This window comes from Nocardia sp. NPDC046763 (assembly GCF_040645495.1).
In the GTDB taxonomy this organism is placed as follows: domain Bacteria; phylum Actinomycetota; class Actinomycetes; order Mycobacteriales; family Mycobacteriaceae; genus Nocardia.
This window is the reverse complement of sequence record NZ_JBEYYI010000003.1, coordinates 51,179-69,135: the sequence shown is the minus strand read 5'-3', so window position 1 is coordinate 69,135 and position 17,957 is coordinate 51,179. Positions and strand designations below refer to the sequence as shown.

Here is a 17,957-nt window from a genome sequence, read left to right as displayed (position 1 = left end):
CGATGGGGCGCTCACTCATTGAACCCGCGCGGCGGGGAGGCTCAGTGTGGCCGACGCACTGCCCGCAGGATCACATCGGCGACTGCGTCGGGGCGGGACACCGTGACCGCGTGGGACGCGGCGACCTCGGTGGCGTCGGCCCGGGCGCGCTCGGCCATGAAGCGCTGGGCCTCCAGGGGGATGTTCTTGTCGTCGGTGGTGAGCAGCGCGAAGGCCGGGACGGTCGTCCAGGTCGCGGCCGTGGCCGGTTCCTGGAGGGCGGCCAGTGCGACCGGGCGTTGCGTCACCGCCATGGCGGCGGCGGTGGCGGTGGGGACGTCCGCGGCGAACTGCCGCGGGAATTCGTCCTGGCGGATGTAGAGCTCGGTGCCGTCGGTGCCGTCGGCCTGGGGATAGGACGCGGGCCGAGTGGTCGGGCCGAGGGTCGAGCCCGGGAACTTATCGGTCAGTTCCAGTGCGCTCTCACCGATCTCCGGAATGAAGGCCGCCACGTAGACGAGTGCGGTGACCTGTGGCTTTCCTTGCGCGGCAACGCTGATGACGCTGCCGCCGTACGAGTGTCCGGCCAGCACCACCGGGCCGTCGATGCTGTCCACGACGGAGGCGATGTAGGCGGCATCGGACGTGAGGCCGCGCAATGGATTAGCGGCGGCGAGTACGGAGATACCCTCGGCGGCAAGGGCTTCGATGACGCCGTTCCAGCTGGAGGAATCGGCGAAAGCCCCGTGCACCAGGACGACGGTCGGGGTGGTGGTCATGTGGGTTGCTCCTGAGCTGGGATCGGGTATCAGGCCGGGTACAGCGCCGCGCGCAGGGTCGCGACGGCCTGCGCCACAGCGGCTTTCGCGGCGTGGGTGTCGTGCAGGGCGTTGACCATCACGAAGTCGTGGATGATGCCGCCGTAGCGCACCTGGGTGACCGGGACGCCCGCGGCGCGCAGTTTCGCGGCGAACGCCTCGCCCTCATCGCGCAGCACATCGGCCTCGGCGGTGATGACCAGCGCGGGCGGCAGCCCGGCCAGCTGTTCGGTGGTGGCGCGAAGCGGCGAGACATCGATGCGGGCGCGGTCTTCGGTGCTGGTGGTGTACTGATCCCAGAACCACTTCATGCCGTCGAGGGTGAGGAAGTAGCCCTCGGCGAACTGGCGATAGGACGCGGTGTCGAAGTTGGCGTCGGTCACCGGGTAGAACAGCACCTGCTGCGTGAAAGAGACGTCGCCGCGCTCCTTGGCCATGAGGGTCAGCGCGATGGCCATATTGCCGCCGACCGAGTCGCCGGCGACGGCCAGCCGCGACGCGTCGAGGCCCTTGCTCGCTCCATCGGTGGTGACCCACTGCGCGATTCGATACGACTGCTCGTTGGCGACCGGGTACTTCACGTCCGGAGAGCGATCGTATTCCGGGAACACCACCGCGGCCCGCACGCCTACCGCGAGGTCGCGCACCAGACGGTCGTGGGTGTGCGCGTCACCGAAGACCCAGCCCGCGCCGTGGGTGTAGACGATGACCGGCAGCGGCTCGGTCACGCCCTGCGGCTTGACGATGCGCGCCCGCACCGATCCGGTCGGACCGCCCTCGACGGTGATCCACTCCTCGTCGATCTCGGGCTTGAAGATGGGTGAATCCTGTACCGAGTCAACGGCTTTGCGGCCCTCCTCGGGGGGCAGCTGGTAGAGGAACGGCGGCTGCGAGGTGGCGTCCACGAACTCCTGGGCGGCCGGTTCGAGCGAAAGGTGGTGCGGGTTTCCGGACATGGGCGATCGGATCCTTTCCGTGGCACCGGGAACGGGGTGTCGGCGCCACGGGATTCATTTCATCCGGAAACGTCTCGCGCCGCCCCGCCTTACCGGCCACGAAATCCACGATTCAGGACACGGCCGCGACGGCGGGTTCCGGCGCGTCCGCCCAGCTCGCCGACCCGGTCGTCCGGAAGCGCTGCTGATACTTGAGCGGCGAAATGCCCAGGCGCGCAATGAAAGCCCTGCGCAGCGCCTCACTGCTGCCGAAGCCCGCGGCCATGGCGGTCTCGGTCACCGTGGACCCGGCGTGCAGCAGATCCCGGGCGACACCGAAGCGGATGAAGGCCACGTATTCGGCGGGTGAGCGCTCCAATTCGGACCGGAACAGCCGGGTCAGATGCCGCACACTGACCTGCGCGTGCGCGGCCAGGGTCTGCACCGTATGCGGGAAGGCCGGATCCGCGCAGATCAGATCGACAACCCGGCGCACCAGCGGACTCCGCGGCACCGGACCGCTCAACGATGCCGAGAACTGCGACTGCCCGCCCGCCCTCTGCATATACACCACCAGCAGCTGTGCCGTCCGTCGCGCGACATCCGCGCCGTGATCCTCCTCGACCAGCGCGAGCGCCAGATCCACGCCCGCCGCGACACCGGCCGAGCTGTACAGGTTCCCGTCGCGGACGAAAATCGCGTCGGCGTCCACCTCCACCGCCGGGAATCGGCGGGCCAGATCCGGCGCGAACTTCCAATGGGTGGTCACCCGCCGCCCATCCAGCAACCCCAGCTCGGCCAGCACCGCCGTCCCACTGCAGATCGAGACCAGCCGCCGGGTGTGCGCGGACAGATGCCGAGCCGCCGCCCGTACCTCCGGCGTCACGAACACCGAGGCGGGCAGCTCACTACCCGGAATCACCACCGTGTCGAACCGCCCGGCATCGGCCGCCGCACCGTGCACCGCCACCCGCGCCCCGATCGAGGTCTGCACCTCCCGCCCATCCGGCGAGAGCAACACCACGTCGTAGCCGCGTACCGCTTGATTGGCCTCCATGAAGACTTCGGCGGGACCGGCGAAGTCGAGCATCTTCACACCATCGAAGACGAGGATCCCCACCCGGCGGCGGGTCGGATCGGAAGATATGGATGACATATCCACTAGTATTCTGGAGGCTGGCCTCCAGAACAAGCAATAGTGCGCGAGATCGCAGATTGATACGGTGATGCCCATGGGCAGACCACGGCAGTTCGACGAGCAGGCACTGCTCGCCGCCGCGGTCGAACTCTTCTGGGCCAAGGGTTTCGACACGACGTCGGTGGAAGACGTCTCGCGCGCCACCGGTATCGGCAATGGCAGCATCTACGGCGCCTACGGCAGCAAACTCGGCTTGTTCCTGGCCGCTTTCGAAAGATACTGCGAGCAACGCGCCCGCTTCGTCCGCGAGGTCATCGAATCGGCCCCCGGCTCGGCCCGGGCCGCCGCACGTGCCCTTTGCCGCGCCGTCATCGACGATTGTGCCGCCCACCCGGACCGCCGCGGCTGCCTGATGATCAACAGCATCGCCCACCTCGGCACCCGCATCCCGGAAGTCGCGACCATCGGCGCACGCACCACAGCCGCCATGGAAAGCGCTGTGGCCGACCGCCTCCGCCACACCACGAGCACCACCGGCCCCGTCGACGAAGCCCTCCTCTCGACCCTGAGCGCCAACATCATCATGACCACCCAGGGCCTCATCCAACTGAGCCGAATGGGCGTCACCCCATCCCGTTTACGCGAAATCGCCGACGTGTCCTGCGAAATCCTCCCAGCGACCTGGGCCGGCCTGCCGGTGAACTGAGCAGCGATACCCGCTTCGGATACGGAAGACGGGTCGAGGTGGCGATCCGAGCCATCGCCACCCACGAGCCGGTCGAGATCCAGCCTGCGGCGCAACGAGAATCGCCCCGCCGACCCCGAGGACCGGCGGGGCGATTGCCCATTGGGAGGACCATGACTCGGTTACCAGTCCTTCCATCGCCAGAGCGATGAGAAGCGCCATCGAAACCGATGGGGCGCTTCGACGCTCGGCCCGCGATCACTCCGCGTAGGCGTCCAGCGACAGGAACGCAAGTTATGCGCCGGGTAGCACGGATTGCCGCCGGATGCCGGGCGGAAGAACGGGAATCTCCGCAATCGTACTGGCCCGGGATCGGGGCGAGGTCACCCGCTCATGGGCCGAATAAATCCACGATTCGCGCGACGCGATGGAAATCCATACCCGGCACGGCGCGTCAGTACCCATACATGCCCCGAGGTGGACCTCAACCAAATCGGTTTGGACTTGCGGATGTTCGACGACGATCCCGCGGACGAGATAGCACCCGATGTCACGGCCCGTTGAGGCTGGGATTCGCTGGTCGAATGCGGATATTGCGGGATGGATCGATTCCAGCGATGCTTGCGCCCGTACTCTACGGACATCTGGAGGTCGAGTGAGTTCGGGTAAGCCACTGGTGATCGAGGCCGCCATCAATGGGTCGACGTCAAAGGAAGCCAATCCCAACGTGCCGCGTACGGTCGAGGAGATCGTCGCGACGGCTCTCGCCTGTGTCGACGCGGGCGCAGCCATCGTGCACAACCACAATGACGAGCCGAATGTCGGTGAGCCGAGCGTACATTCGGCCGATCCCTACGAAGCGGCGTGGAGCCAGATCTGGGAGACCCGCCCCGGTTTGCTGATGCACCCCACGACATCGGGTGAGCGCTCGTCCGCGATCGCCGATCGCTTCTCGCACATCGTCGAACTCCATCAGCGCGGCGCCCTGACCATGGCCACCGCGGATGCGGGCTGCCTCTCACGTGCGTTCGACGGCCCCGAAGGACCGCTGGCCCTGCCCGTCTTCGGCAACTCCGCTGCCGACGTCGACCAGGTGTTCGGGTGGTGCCGTGAGGCCGACCTGCCACTTCACGTATCGATCTTCGAGCCCGGCTTCCTCCGGCTCACCCTCGCGCACCACAAGGCGCGTCGATTGCCACAGCGGACGAAGATCCAGTTGTATTTCGGCGGACCAGCGGCACTATTCGGCCTACCACCCACGCAGGCCGGCCTGAATGCCTATGTCGAGATGATCAGCGACACGGGACTTCCCTGGATGGTCGGGGTGCCGCGGGGAGACGTACTCGGATCAGGGCTCGCCGAGGCAGCCCTGCGAGCAGGCGGCCACGTCCGAGTCGGTCTCGAGGATTACGCCGGACAAGGACAGCCAACCAACGAGGAGCTGGTGGCACAGGCGGCCGACCTCGGCGCACAGCATGGTCGCCCTCCGGTCGGCGTAGACGACGTCACAGCAGCTCTTTGGGGCTAGTGCCGCGTCGGCAACGTTGGGAAGGTAATGCGGCCGCGCACCATTCTGCGCACGCCGCGCTGACCGAACCGGCCAGCCCTGCACCCCTGGTTCATCGAGTGGCACATCCTGGAGGGGATTTCGGGCAACTCCCCGCCAGGATGTGCCACTGGATGATCGGGCAATCGCTGGTGCGGGACAAGACCATTGAGCTCGGCGTTTGTGCGGGTCCTCCTGGTGGTCATGGTCCTAGCTGCCTTGTTGTTAGCTTGCTGGTGGACACACGCCGAAACGACGAGCGCCCCATCGGTTCCTGGAACCGATGGGGCGCTCGGTCATTCAGTGGTCAGCCAGCGATCACTCGGCGTGAGCGTAGGCGTCCAGCGGCGGGCAGGAGCAGACCAGATTGCGGTCGCCATAGGCGCCGTCGATGCGGCGGACGGACGGCCAGACCTTGGCGCGGGCGTGCTTGACACCCTGGGGGTAGACGGCCATTTCGCGGGTGTAAGGGTGGTTCCAGTCGCCGACCAGGCATTCGGCGGTGTGCGGCGCGCCGCGCAACGGGTTGTCCTCCACCGGCCAGACCCCGGCCTCGACCTGGTCGATCTCGCCCTTGATGGCGATCATGGCGGCGATGAAAGCGTCCAGCTCTTCGAGGTTCTCGCTCTCGGTGGGCTCCACCATGAGGGTGCCTGCGACCGGGAAGCTCATGGTCGGGGCGTGGAAGCCGTAGTCCGCCAGGCGCTTCGCGACATCGTCGACGGTGACGCCGGTGCGCTTGGTGATCTCGCGCAGATCCAGGATGCACTCGTGGGCGACCATTCCGTTGTCGCCGGTGTAGAGCACCGGGAAGTGCGGATCCAGCTTGCGCGCAATGTAATTGGCCGAGGCGATGGCGGTCAGCGTGGCGCGGCGCAGCCCGTCGGCGCCCATCATGCGGATGTAGGCCCAGGTGATCGGCAGGATCGACGCCGACCCGTACATAGCCGCCGACACCGCGTGCGAACCCTTTTCGAGGGGATCGCCCGGCAGGTACTGCGCCAGGTGCTCGCGTACGGCGATCGGGCCCACGCCCGGACCGCCGCCGCCGTGCGGGATGCAGAAGGTCTTGTGCAGATTCAGGTGGCTGACGTCGCCGCCGAACTTGCCCGGACGGGCCAGTCCGACAAGGGCATTGAGGTTCGCACCGTCCACGTACACCTGGCCGCCGGCCTCGTGCACCAGCCCGCACAGCTCGGCCACCTCGTGCTCGTACACGCCGTGGGTGGACGGGTAGGTGATCATGATGCAGGCCAGCCGCTCGGCGTGGTCGGCGATCTTGGCGCGCAGGTCGTCGAGGTCGATATCGCCGTTGGGGCGGGTCTTCACGACCTCCACCCGCATGCCCACCATGGCGGCGGAGGCGGCATTGGTGCCGTGCGCGCTGGAGGGGATCAGGCAGGTGTCCCGGTGCGAGTCACCGCGGTCCAGGTGGTAGCGGCGAATGGCCAGCAGACCCGCGTACTCGCCCTGGCTACCGGCATTGGGCTGCAAGGAAACCCGGTCGTAGCCGGTGACCGCGCACAGCCAGCCCTCTAGGTCCTCGATCAGCTTGATCAGGCCCGGCGCGTCTTCCACGGGCGCGTAGGGGTGCACCCGGTTGAAGCCCGGCCAGGTGATGGACTCCATCTCGGCGGCCGCGTTCAGCTTCATGGTGCAGGAGCCGAGCGGAATCATGCTGCGATCCAGGGCGATGTCCTTGTCCGACAACGCGCGCAGGTAGCGCAGCATCGCGGTCTCGGTGCGGTACCTGGTGAACGCGGGCGCGGTCAGATATTCCGAGGTGCGGACCTCGATGTGCGGGCGCTGCTTGCCGTGGAAGAGCGCGCCCTCCGGGCCGACCGGGATCTCCACGCCGAAGCAGTCCAGCACGTCGACCACATGGGTGTCGGTGGTGACCTCGTCGCAGGCGATCGCCACATGATCGGCATCGACCAGCCGCAGGTTGATCCCGCGCCCCTTCGCCTTGGCCACAATGGCTTCCGCACCCGCGGGCACGTTCACCAGCACGGTGTCGAAGAAGGTCTGGTGCACTACCGCGTCGCCGAGCCCGGCCGCCAGCCACTGGGCGTGCCCGTGCACGCGGCGCGCGAGCGAGCGCAGCCCGTCCGCGCCGTGATACGAGGCGTACATGGCGGCCAGGATGGCCAGCAGCACCTGCGCGGTGCAGATGTTCGAGGTCGCCTTCTCCCGGCGAATGTGCTGCTCACGGGTCTGCAGGGCGAGCCGGTAGGCCAGGTTGCCGTCCGCGTCCACGGAGACGCCGACCAGGCGGCCCGGCAACTGCCGCGCGTGCGCGCTGTGCACCGCGAGGTAGCCGGCGTGCGGCCCGCCGAAGCCCAGCGGCACGCCGAAGCGCTGCGTGGTGCCGAAACAGGCGTCCGCGCCCTGCTCCCCCGGCGGCGTAATCAGTGTCAGCGCAAGCAGATCCGCGCCGACCGCCACCAGTGCGCCCCGCGCGTGCGCGGCCTCGATGACCGGAACCCAGTCCACGATCCGGCCGGACGCGCCCGGCTGCTGCACGATCACGCCGAAGAAGTCGCCCTCGGGCAGCTCCCCGCCCGCCAGATCGGCCTCGACGATCTCGATGCCCAGCGGCTCGGCCCGGGTGTAGAGCAGCGTCCGGGTCTGCGGGAACAGGTCGGTGTCGATGAGCAGCCGCTCGGATTTGCTCTTGCGGTTGGCCCGCTGCAGCAGCGTCATGGCCTCGGCCGCGGCGGTGGCCTCGTCCAGCATGGAGGCATTGGCGACCTCCATGGCGGTCAGGTCGGCAACCATGGTCTGGAAGTTCAGCAGCGCCTCGAGGCGGCCCTGGCTGATCTCCGGCTGGTACGGCGTGTACGCCGTGTACCAGGCCGGGTTCTCGATCAGATTGCGCAGCAGCACCGGCGGGGTGAGGGTGTCGTAGTAGCCCAACCCGATCATCGAGGTGGCCACGGTGTTCGAATTCGCCAGCGCCGCAAGCTCGGCGAGCGCCTCGTGCTCGGAAAGCGCGGCGGGCAGCGCGCTCAGTCCATTGCCCTCGGGCGCGTCCAGGATGCTGGCGGGCACGGCCCTGGTGGCGAGTTCGTCCAGCGACTCGACGCCCACGGTCTCCAGGATGCGGCCGGTCTCGCCGCTGTCGGGGCCGATGTGGCGGTCGGCGAAGGATCGAGTCCAGATCACGGCTGCTCTCCAAAGGGGTGGGCGGGGGTCGGCCCGACGGCCGACGTGTCGTCTGCCCTCCCCCTCTGTCCTCGATGCCTGAGAGATTCGGACCCCGGCCTTGCGGCCGTTGACCTTTCACCATGGGCGGGCGACGCGAGGTCACCACTTTCCAGAGGCGTCGAAACTCCGCACGGTCCCTGGTGCCTGAGAGATTGACGGGGAGGTGCTGCTCCTTCGGCGTCCGAGACTATCCCCGGAACTCTCCCGCACGGCTGCGACGCACTGCCAGTCTAAGCGGCGCCAGGTTACAAGAATGTTGCCTGGGCCGGTTTCACACCGTGGCGCGCTCCGAACGACCGGCCCCCGATACACGAAACGCGCGCCGCTCGAGGCGACGCGCGTTCGAAAAGGGGTGTCTACCCGGTCTTGCTCATGCGGGCCTTGCGGCGGAAGGACAGCTCGTCCTCGGGACGGTCCGAGGTGGTGGCGGTTTCGGCGCGCTCGGCCGGGAAGTTGGCGATGGCTCCGGTGAGTTCGCGCATGGCACCGCTGACGGCGATGCCGAACACGCCCTGGCCGCCCTGCAGTAAATCGACCACCTCTTCGGCGGAGGAGCACTCGTAGACGGTGGTGCCGTCGGAGAAGAGCGTGATCCCGGCGAGGTCTTCGACGCCCCGGCTGCGCAGGTGATCCACGGCGATGCGGATGTTCTGCAGCGAGATGCCGGCGTCGAGGAGCCGCTTGACGATCTTCAGGACCAGGATGTCCTTGAACGAGTACAGGCGCTGGCTGCCGGATCCGGTGGCACTGCGGATGGACGGGACGACCAGTCCGGTGCGGGCCCAGTAATCGAGCTGGCGATAGGTGATGCCGGCCACCTGACAAGCGCTGGGCACGCGGTAGCCGACGAGTTCGTCGGGCACCGTGTCATCGGGGAACAGCCCTGGCTGCACCACATCCTGAGGTTGCGGTTGATCTCCCACTGACTACTCCCTTACTGCTTACCTATCAGGGCTCGGGCTCTGTCAATCGACTCTGGAGCGTTGGCCTAACAATCGAGGCTACTCCCCTGATTGTCGCGGCAGAATCGGCACCGTCAAAGCTTGGCCGGCCGCGTGTTTTTAACCCTAAACCTGAGGTAGAGACGCTGTTTTTGTCCCGTTTCGAGATCATCACCAGGTCAGAAACTGGTCAGCTGTCCGTGGCCTTGAAGTCGTCGGGAGATACCGATTCGAGAAACTCCTTGAACTTCTCGACCTCGTCCTCACGCTCGTCCGGCATGACCAGTCCGGCCTCTTCCAGCACCGGCTCCTCGGCATAGATCGGGCAGCCCACCCGCAGCGCGATGGCCACCGAATCCGAGGGCCGCGCGGAGATGCGTAGATCGTTCTCGAAGACCAGGTCGGCGTAGAAGGTGCCCTCCTGCAGATCCACGATCCGTACCTCTTTGAGGGTGTGCCCGAGCTCCTTGATCAGGATCTTGATCAGATCGTGGGTGAGCGGACGGATGGGCGTGACACCCTCCTGCTCCAGCACGATCGCGGTAGCCTCGGCCTGGCCGATCCAAATAGGTAGATAGCGGTCGCCGGAGACCTCTCGGAGCAACAGCACGGGCTGATTCTGTGGTTGTTCGACACGGATGCCGATCACACGCATTTCGCTCATCGCAGTGCCTCCCAAAATCCTCACCGGCCGCCCAACCCGGCTGTAATACCGAGTCTAGGCGAAGAATTCAGCCCCCGAGGGAAGCGCGCACAGAGGTCTTCACCAGGCAGGTGTGCAGAGTCAGCGACAATGCCGCCAACTCGCGGACCGTCTCCTCGGCCCGGGCGCGGGCATCCGCGTCGCGGCTCTTGGCGATCGGCGCCGCGATCTGCGCGACCATGGCGGCCTCGCGATCGGCGGCCAGTTTGAAGGCGCGCAGATGCCTTGCCTCCAAACCGAATTCGCTCAGAGCCTTGGCGGTGCGGGCCAGCGTGACGGCGTCGCCGTCGAAATAGCCTGCGGCGCCGGGGGTAATGAGGTTGGCGCGGATCAGCTCGGTCAGGAACTTCTCGTCGATGCCCGCCTGCTCGAGCAGATCCGCCCGGGTGATCCGGATTTCGTGGTCGAACCGGAGCTCCTCGGGCGATACCTCACCGGGCACGGCGTTCAGCCGCCGCAGGCGTCCGCCTCCATTGGGCGACAGACCATCTCTCGCGCCGGGCCCAGGTCTGGAATCGGGCACGGACCCTCCCACGGCGTTCGCCCGGGCCCGGGCCTCCCGGACCCCGAGCGTCGCCGCCCCACTGTCGATCGCTTCGAGCTGTTCCTTGATCACCTTCAACGGCAGGTACTGATCCCGCTGCGCGGTCAGCACGAAGCGCAGGCGCTCGACGTCCGCCACATGAAAGCGGCGGTACCCCGAGGGCGTGCGCTCCGGGCTGATCAGGCCCTCCGACTCCAGGAATCGAATCTTGGAGATGGTGATGTCCGGAAAATCCGGACGCAGGAGATCCAGCACGGAGCCGATCGACATGCCTCCGCGCGTCCACTGCGCTGCGCCAGTCATTCCGCTCGGTCCTAGAGACCCGAGTCGCTCGTCGCCGGTCGCGGTCCCGTCAGGAAGACGAGACGGAACTTGCCGATCTGGACCTCGTCACCGTTCTGCAGCTCCGAGGAATCCACCGGCTCCCGGTTGACGTAGGTGCCGTTGAGGCTGCCCACATCGACGACCTGGAAAGTGTCGTCGTCCTGGCGGAATTCCGCGTGACGCCGGCTGACGGTGACATCGTCCAGGAAGATGTCACTGTCGGGATGGCGTCCCGCCGAGGTGGTCGGCTGGTCGAGCAGGAAGCGCGAGCCGGCGTTCGGACCACGCTTGACCACCAGCAGGGCCGCGCCCGCGGGCAGGCCCTCCACTCCCTGCACCGGCTGCTCGCCGGTCTGCTCGGTGCGCGACGTGTCGACCTCGTTCAGGAAGTCGGCACGGAACACCGAAGTGGTCTCTGCTGCCGTTTCCTGGTAACCCGGGTCCTTGTTCTCGCTCACCCTTGCTCTCCTCCTCGAACCGAATAATCCATGCAAGCAGTTGATGCCCTCAGCGATGCGGCACTCCGGCCGCTCCCCGCTTCGGGTAGGTCCGGATAATCCGGACACCGGCTGCGCGCACTTCTGTTGGCATTGACCGTACCCTGCCAGGGCGTACCCGTGCAGGTAGAACTGTGAAGGCTCCTTCAGCCTCCGATAACTCCTTGATAACCTGCGGCATCGAGGAGCTTTCCGAGCGAAGCGTCGAGCACCTCGGCGGACTCCACCTCGACCTCGAAGAGCCACCCGTCGCCGTAGGCGTCGGAGTTGACCGTCTCGGGTTCGGCATCCAGAAGATCGTTCACCGCAACGACTTTCCCGGCCAGCGGAGCGTAGATATCGGACACGCTCTTGGTGGATTCGATCTCGGCGATGCTGTCACCGCTCGCCACGTCGGAGTCCACCGCAGGCAGTTGCACGAACACGACGTCACCCAGCTGCGACTGCGCGTAATCGGTGATACCCACCCGTACCCGGGTCGGACCCACTTTGCTCACCCACTCGTGCTCTTCGGAGTAGCGCAAATCCTCGGGTACTGCGGTCACTGGCAGCGTCCTTTCAACGGGCGTTCCTCTCGGGATCGTCGTCGATCCGTCCGCCGCACACACTATCGGGAATGATCATGGTGCGGCACGGGCGGTATCGCTCGGGCCACGGCGACGGCTTTGCGGAGATACAGGATTCCGGTCCAGACGTAGACCGCCGTGCCCCAGATCAAGAATGCCCCACCGAAGGCACGGCCGAAACCCGCGGCCGCCCAGTCCATCTGCCCCGCCAGCAGCCAGGGCAGCGCGGACATCAGCGCGAAGGTGGCGGCCTTGCCCAGATAGATGACCTCGGGCGGGGGGAGGTTGCGGCGCCGGTAGATGCCGAGGGTGAGGGTCAGGATCGCGTCGCGGCCGACCAGGATCAGCACCACCCACCAGGGCAGGATGCCGCGAATCAGGAAGCCGCCCAGGGTCGCCAGCAGATAGAGGCGATCCACCAGCGGGTCGAGGATGGCGCCCAGTTTGGACGACTGGTCCAGCAGGCGGGCCAGCTTGCCGTCCAGGAAGTCGGTGATGCCGCTGACGACCAGCAGCGTGAAGGCCCAGCCGTCGGCCTTCTCGGCGAGCAGCAGCCACAGGAAAACCGGGACGCCGATCAGCCGGATCAGGCTGAGCACGTTGGGGACGGTGAAGATGCGGTCGCTGTAGACCGGCTCGGCGTTCCGCTCGGTTGTCACAACCCGGTCTTACCCCAATCGCTGCGCCATCTCCATCCGGGCACGCCGCCGCGCCGCCGCCGGAGCCGACCGATATGGTCGCTGCCATACTCACTCGTTGAGAGAATGACATCAGTATCTTCTCATTGTATTGGTGGGTGCGAATTCGCGGGCGTGCTGCGGTTCGGACCCGAGTGGTGAAGGCTGATCGGTACCGCCCAGGGAGAGGAAATGCCATGCCCGACTTCGACTATGACGTCGTCGTTATCGGCTCCGGGTTCGGGGGGAGCGTGAGCGCGCTGCGCCTGAGCGAGAAGGGCTACCGGGTGGCCGTGCTGGAATCCGGCCGGCGCTGGAACGCCGAGGACATCCCCAAGACGAACTGGAATGTGCGCAAGTCGATCTGGGCTCCACGGCTGGGGCTGACCGGCACCCAGCGCATCAGCATTCTGGGCAAGTGCGCGGTGTTCTCGGCGGCGGGCGTGGGCGGCGGGTCGCTGATCTACGGCAACACCCTCTACGAGCCGCTGCCGGCCTTCTACACCGACCGGCAGTGGGCCCACATCACCGACTGGCGCTCGGAGCTCGCGCCGTACTACGACCAGGCGCAGCGCATGCTGGGCGTGGCCCCGAATCCGCGCATGACCCCGGCCGACGACGTGATCCGTTCGGTGGCACAGGATCTGGGCGTGGCCGACACCTTCCACGCCACCAATGTGGGTGTGTTCTTCAACGAGGCCGCGCCGGGCGAGGAGGTGGACGACCCGTACTTCGGCGGGGCGGGTCCGAGGCGCGCCGGCTGCATCCACTGCGCGCGCTGTTTCACCGGCTGCCCGCACAACGCCAAGAACACCACGCCCAAGAACTACCTGTACCTGGCCGAGCAGGCGGGCGCGCACGTGTTCGAGCTGACCACGGCCACCAAGGTGCGGCCCATGACCGGCGGCGGCTACGCCATCGAGACGCAGCGCTCGGATCGCTGGGTTCGCAAGGGCCGCAAGGTGTTCACCGCCGAGCAGGTGGTGTTCGCGGCGGCCGCGCTGGGCACCCAGAAGCTGCTGCACAAGATGCGGGACGAGGGCGTGCTGCCGAACCTGTCGCCGCGGCTGGGCGAGCTGACCCGGTCCAACTCCGAGGCCATCCTGAACGTGGTGAGCAAGGCCCGCGACGACTTCGCCGAGGGCATCGCCATCACCTCCTCGATCCATCCCGAGCCCGACACCCATGTCGAGGTGTGCCACTACGGCAAGGGCCAGAACGGCCTGTTCCCGCTGTCGGTGCCACTGGTGGACGGCGGCGCGTTCCGGTTCCTGCGCTTCCTGCTGGCCATGCTGCTGCACCCGGTGGTGTTCGCGCGCAGTCTCAATGCCCGCCGAGCATCGGAGAAGTCGGTCATCCTGCTGGTCATGCAGTCGTTGGACAACTCGTTGACCTCGTTCCGCCGCTGGGGGCAGCTGAGGACCAAACAGGGTATGGGCAAGCCGAATCCGACCTGGATCCCGCTCGCGCACGACGTCGGCCGCCGCTTCGGGGCGAAGGTCGACGGCGACGTGCAGATGCTGGCCATGGACGTGTTCAACATCCCGGCCACCGCCCACTACATCGGCGGCTGCGTCATCGGGGAGGGCCCGGAAAGCGGTGTGGTGGACCCGTATCAGCGCGTGTACGGCCATCCGGGCCTGCATATCGCCGACGGCTCGGCGGTGACGGCGAACCTGGGCGTGAACCCTTCGCTTACCATCACCGCCCAGGCCGAGCGCGCAATGGCGTTCTGGCCCAACCGAAACGAGGCCGATCCGCGGCCCGCGCTGGGCGCCGCGTATCGTCGGATCCGCCCCGTCGCGCCCAAGCGCGCGGTGGTGCCGGACTTCGCGCCCGGCGCGTTGCGACTGCCCCTGTTCCCGAACGATCACGAGCTCTCCGCGAACTGAGCGCGGCGGCGTGCCCGGCGGTAATTTGGGGTGTTGTGCCCGTACCATTCCCGGTATCGATTCGACGAGGAAGGTGAGAGCCGATGCTCGTCCGAGTGCAGAACACCGCCGGCACCCACGCCGAGAAGGTGCTCATCGATTGGCTGCGGACCTGGAAGGGCAGCACCGACCCCAAGGGCGTCGCCACCGTCAATTGCAGTCTGTTCCACGGCGATAAGCTGCATCCGTTCGACGCGGTGGTGTGGACGCCGACCAGTTGTGTGGTGATCGAGGCCGAAGCGCTGTCGGAGCGCATGGACGGTGAGCTCGAGGTTCCGGTCAACGGCCCCTGGCGGGTCGGCGACCGGATCATCGCCTTCGAGGGCGGCGACAAGCGCAGTCCGCTGGACAAGTCCCGCGATCACACCTTCGCGCTGCAGAACTGGCTGGCCGAGCGGGGACTCGGGCAGCGCGTCATCCACGGCATCGTGCTGGTGGTGCCGGCGCCCGGCTCGAATCTACGGATCACCCAGCTGTGGAACGATCCCAGTTTCCAGGTGCTGCTGGGCGACGAGCGGCGGCTGCGCGACCACTTCACCAGCCTGCTCTCGCGGGGGCGGCCGCAGTGGTCCGCCAATGATGTGGCCTGGGCGTTCCGCGGCCTGGGCATCCTGCCGTATCTGCCCGCGCCGCAGGACCTGCTGAACGAGGGCTTCCTGGGCCCGGTGGATCCGACGCTGTGGCACGGCGGTCCGCAGCAGGCCCAGGCCGAGGCCTTCGCCGAGGAGCAGGCGCGGCTGGAGCACGATCACGGCTCGGCCGGGCGCGGTCTGAACATCCCCGAGCCGTGGTTCAGCCCGCGCAAGCTCTATCCGCGCCGCAGTGACCGGATCGAGGTGACCCGCGGGCTCATGCGGGTGATGCTGACGCTCGGTTTCCTGGTGGCCGCGCTGTGGGTGGTGTGGTTCATCATCGCGGTTGCGGCGTCGTACTAGACGGCGCCGCGATCCGTGTAGCCGTGAAGTAGCGGAACGGTAGGTAGAGGGCGGTCACGAGCGCGACCGCCGCCGCCGTTCCGCCCAGTACGTCGGTCGGATGGTGGTATCCGAAGCCGACCATGCCGATCATGACGGCCGGCAGCACCACAACCATGACGACCACCGTGCCGGTCCGCACGCGCGTGGATTCGGCCACCAGGGCGAAGGCGATGACGACCGCGACCAGCTGGACGGTGTGCCCGCTGGGGTAGGCGAGATAGTGGTCGAGCCTGCGGTCCCAGAACGGTTTGAGCGCAAAGGTATTGACGGCCACCACCAGCTCGGGGGCCACCAGGGCGAATCCGGCCTGCCACCACTGGCGCCGGTAGGCGAACCACGCCGTAGAAGCGCACAGCAGCGGCAGGACGACATAACCGTTACTGGGGAACAGCAGGATCCGGTACACCCACGTGTGCGCGTCCAGCCCCGAGTGGATATCGCGCTCCAGCACCAGATCCGCGCTCGTCGACCCGCCGCCGGCCGGAAACGACAGCGGCACAAGGACAGTGACGATGACCCCCGCCAGGACGATGGCGGGCAGGGCGGCACGGCGTATCCGGTGATCCGGCTGGGTGGGGGCGGGCGCGGTCGATCGAGTCACGGCTGCACGATACCGACGGCCCGCCCGCGCCTCAGGATCGGCGCATGAGCAGCATGCGCCGCAGCAGCCCGTCACGCAGCCCGATCGCGTGCCACAGCACCGCGGACATGTGGGCGGTGAACAGGGCCAGCAGCAGATAGGCCAGCCAGGAGTGCAGGGTGCGCAACTGTGCGTAGAGGTGTGCGTTCTCCGGCGCGATCGCGGGCAGGTGGAGGCCGCCCCCGATCCGCACCGGAATTCCGGAGGCCGACACCAGCGCCCATCCGACGACGGGCTGGAACAGGAACAGCACGTACAACGACAGCTCCGACGCCATCGCGATCCGGCGCTCGGCCGGTGACAGCGCCGCCGGGACGGGCGCCCGCCGCAGCAATCGGTTGACCAGCCGCGCCACGCCGAGCACCAGGATGGCGATGCCGACCGTCCGATGGACGCTCAGCAGCACGCCGTAATCCCCGACCGATCCGACCAGGGCGGCTCCGAGGAACAGCATGGCCACGACGAGCACGGCCATCAGCCAGTGCAGCACCCGCGTGGTGAGGTCGAAATGACCTGCCCGCGCGATGGGTTCGGCGGGCGCCGTGGCATCGGCTTCCGGCACGTCCGGTGTCGTCGGATCGGATTCCTCGACCGTGGTCCCGGCCGGTTCCATCGCCCCGCTCATGCCAGCCCCTCCACCCGCAGCGGCTGCCGGGTCGCGGTCTCGCCCGCCCGGCGTCGATACGACTCGGCATAGGCGGCCGAGCGCGCTTGCAGCACATGGTCGTCCGAGGCCGCGATGCCGTTCGGCAGTACCAGCGGATCGAAGTTGACATCCCGCACATTGGCCGCGGACTCGCTCGCGACGCCGGTCAAAACCAGTGTGCCGGTGTCGATGCCGCGCCTCTCCGCCGGCCAGGGGATGGTCGGGTCGTGCGTCGGATCGGTGCCGCGATTGCCCACCACCGCGATCAGTTTCCAACGCAGCGATTCCCGGCGGAGGTCCCGGACCAGGCCGGTGAAGAGCTGATCATCACCGGATGCACCGGTGGCACCGGTGGTTTCGGGTTCGAGCCGCCAGCGGACCGGAGTCCGGGTGCCGTACGCGTCGATGCATTCGAAGGCGTTGAGGCCGTGGAAGGTCGAGGTGGCGAAGCTCGCCGTCGGCGGGTTCCGCTTGATGACCTCCAGTGCGGCAGCGGTTTTCGGATGCGTGGCCAGATAGGCGCGTACTCGCTCCGGATCCGGTTTCCCGGTGGCCGGGTCGGGCGCGTAGACCGCGGTCCGGTCGTGGAAGTCCTGGGCGGAGGCGTCGGTGAAGACGGGGATATTGAGCAGAGCCAGCCGCCATTCCTCACCGGCGGGCAGGGTGACCCGCAGTCCGAGCCCCCGGCGCGCGTCGAGAACGTCGGGCGCGAACGGCTTGCCGCCCGCCAGCGAGAACCGCCCGTCCACCGGGTAGCTGCCGGGCCGGAACACCGCGGCCGTCGACAGCTCCGTTCCGGCCCCGTTGCTCTCGAAGCGTCCCGCCACCGCGACGCCCTTGGCATGGTTGCGCCGATAGCCCGGGACGAAACCGTTGGCGGCCTGCAGGCCGTCGACGATGCGCCGGGCGGTCAGCCGCGCCGGGCCGATGGCATTCTCCGCGAACAGGAATCCGCCGACGCCGGCGGTTCCCGCACCGGCGATCACCGCCGCGGCCAGCAGCGCGCGCCGATTCAGGCGTAGCGGACCGTTCTCCTCGCCCATTCGCATCTCCTCGTGTCGATCGTCGAAACGAGAGAGACGATGCCGTGCGGGCGGCTGCGGACACCAACCGACACGGCGGGTATCGGCATGACTTCATGGTTCCGTAAGAACTAACGAGTCACTCTCACAGCGCCGCCCGTTCCAGGAGCGGGCGCGAACG

The 17,957-nt window shown here is 67.5% G+C and carries 17 protein-coding genes and 1 riboswitch; of the genes, 4 read left to right on the top strand and 13 right to left on the bottom strand.

Going from position 1 to position 17,957, the window contains the following annotated elements:
• Positions 1-41: 41 nt before the first annotated feature.
• The 3 genes from ABZ909_RS05355 to ABZ909_RS05345 all read right to left on the bottom strand — a co-directional run bounded on the left by ABZ909_RS05355 (position 42) and on the right by ABZ909_RS05345 (position 2,888).
• Positions 42-758, bottom strand: coding sequence for an alpha/beta hydrolase (locus ABZ909_RS05355; protein WP_356996386.1), 717 nt, complete (start codon positions 756-758; stop codon positions 42-44).
• 29 nt (positions 759-787) lie between these two features.
• Entirely contained in the window at positions 788-1,753 is a 966-nt protein-coding gene (locus ABZ909_RS05350) for an alpha/beta hydrolase (RefSeq protein WP_356996385.1), read from the bottom strand.
• Positions 1,754-1,865: 112 nt separating this feature from the next.
• Positions 1,866-2,888, bottom strand: coding sequence for a GlxA family transcriptional regulator (locus ABZ909_RS05345; protein WP_356996384.1), 1,023 nt, complete (start codon positions 2,886-2,888; stop codon positions 1,866-1,868).
• Positions 2,889-2,964: 76 nt separating this feature from the next.
• Here ABZ909_RS05345 and ABZ909_RS05340 point away from each other — a divergent pair, with 76 nt between their 5' ends.
• Together ABZ909_RS05340 and ABZ909_RS05335 are read left to right on the top strand one after the other, a co-directional pair.
• Complete coding sequence (locus ABZ909_RS05340) at positions 2,965-3,576, top strand: TetR/AcrR family transcriptional regulator (RefSeq protein WP_356996383.1); 612 nt, start codon at positions 2,965-2,967, stop codon at positions 3,574-3,576.
• 655 nt (positions 3,577-4,231) lie between these two features.
• Positions 4,232-5,083 carry a 3-keto-5-aminohexanoate cleavage protein gene (locus ABZ909_RS05335; RefSeq protein ID WP_356996382.1) on the top strand — a complete coding sequence of 284 codons (852 nt, stop codon included), beginning with the start codon at positions 4,232-4,234 and terminating at the stop codon, positions 5,081-5,083.
• 336 nt (positions 5,084-5,419) lie between these two features.
• Here the strand turns inward: ABZ909_RS05335 and gcvP are convergent, their stop codons facing one another.
• The 7 genes from gcvP to ABZ909_RS05300 form a co-directional block, all read right to left on the bottom strand.
• Positions 5,420-8,266 (bottom strand): aminomethyl-transferring glycine dehydrogenase, encoded by a 2,847-nt coding sequence (gcvP, locus tag ABZ909_RS05330; protein ID WP_356996381.1) that lies wholly within the window; start codon positions 8,264-8,266, stop codon positions 5,420-5,422.
• 163 nt (positions 8,267-8,429) lie between these two features.
• A riboswitch (glycine riboswitch) is annotated at positions 8,430-8,525 on the bottom strand.
• A 139-nt stretch (positions 8,526-8,664) separates the two neighbouring features.
• Positions 8,665-9,231 (bottom strand): MerR family transcriptional regulator, encoded by a 567-nt coding sequence (locus tag ABZ909_RS05325; protein ID WP_354850586.1) that lies wholly within the window; start codon positions 9,229-9,231, stop codon positions 8,665-8,667.
• A 208-nt stretch (positions 9,232-9,439) separates the two neighbouring features.
• Positions 9,440-9,913 (bottom strand): bifunctional nuclease family protein, encoded by a 474-nt coding sequence (locus tag ABZ909_RS05320; protein WP_040807814.1) that lies wholly within the window; start codon positions 9,911-9,913, stop codon positions 9,440-9,442.
• 67 nt (positions 9,914-9,980) lie between these two features.
• Complete coding sequence (locus ABZ909_RS05315; protein WP_356996851.1) at positions 9,981-10,766, bottom strand: MerR family transcriptional regulator; 786 nt, start codon at positions 10,764-10,766, stop codon at positions 9,981-9,983.
• A 44-nt stretch (positions 10,767-10,810) separates the two neighbouring features.
• The gene (gene garA / locus ABZ909_RS05310; protein WP_354850581.1) at positions 10,811-11,278 is read right to left on the bottom strand and encodes a glycogen accumulation regulator GarA; all 468 of its coding nucleotides are present in this window, start codon (positions 11,276-11,278) and stop codon (positions 10,811-10,813) included.
• A 185-nt stretch (positions 11,279-11,463) separates the two neighbouring features.
• Positions 11,464-11,868, bottom strand: coding sequence for a glycine cleavage system protein GcvH (gcvH, locus tag ABZ909_RS05305; RefSeq protein WP_356996850.1), 405 nt, complete (start codon positions 11,866-11,868; stop codon positions 11,464-11,466).
• A gap of 56 nt (positions 11,869-11,924) precedes the next feature.
• Entirely contained in the window at positions 11,925-12,542 is a 618-nt protein-coding gene (locus ABZ909_RS05300) for a CDP-alcohol phosphatidyltransferase family protein (RefSeq protein WP_356996380.1), read from the bottom strand.
• Positions 12,543-12,757: 215 nt separating this feature from the next.
• Between ABZ909_RS05300 and ABZ909_RS05295 the strand changes: the two genes are divergently transcribed.
• Positions 12,758-14,452 (top strand): GMC family oxidoreductase, encoded by a 1,695-nt coding sequence (locus ABZ909_RS05295; protein WP_356996379.1) that lies wholly within the window; start codon positions 12,758-12,760, stop codon positions 14,450-14,452.
• A gap of 83 nt (positions 14,453-14,535) precedes the next feature.
• On the top strand, positions 14,536-15,426 hold the full coding sequence (locus ABZ909_RS05290) for a nuclease-related domain-containing protein (RefSeq protein ID WP_356996378.1): 891 nt from the start codon (positions 14,536-14,538) through the stop codon (positions 15,424-15,426).
• On the opposite strand, the gene ABZ909_RS05285 is transcribed toward ABZ909_RS05290, so the two are convergent.
• From ABZ909_RS05285 to ABZ909_RS05275, 3 genes are read right to left on the bottom strand one after another with little or no spacing between them, the layout of a single operon-like run.
• A complete protein-coding gene (locus ABZ909_RS05285) occupies positions 15,401-16,069 on the bottom strand; it encodes a phosphatase PAP2 family protein (protein WP_356996377.1) in 669 nt (222 codons plus the stop codon). The genes ABZ909_RS05290 and ABZ909_RS05285 overlap by 26 nt on opposite strands.
• A 31-nt stretch (positions 16,070-16,100) precedes the next feature.
• Complete coding sequence (locus ABZ909_RS05280) at positions 16,101-16,733, bottom strand: cytochrome b/b6 domain-containing protein (RefSeq protein ID WP_356996376.1); 633 nt, start codon at positions 16,731-16,733, stop codon at positions 16,101-16,103.
• Positions 16,730-17,797 (bottom strand): catalase family peroxidase, encoded by a 1,068-nt coding sequence (locus tag ABZ909_RS05275; protein ID WP_356996375.1) that lies wholly within the window; start codon positions 17,795-17,797, stop codon positions 16,730-16,732. The genes ABZ909_RS05280 and ABZ909_RS05275 overlap by 4 nt, the downstream gene beginning before the upstream one ends.
• Positions 17,798-17,957: the final 160 nt, after the last annotated feature.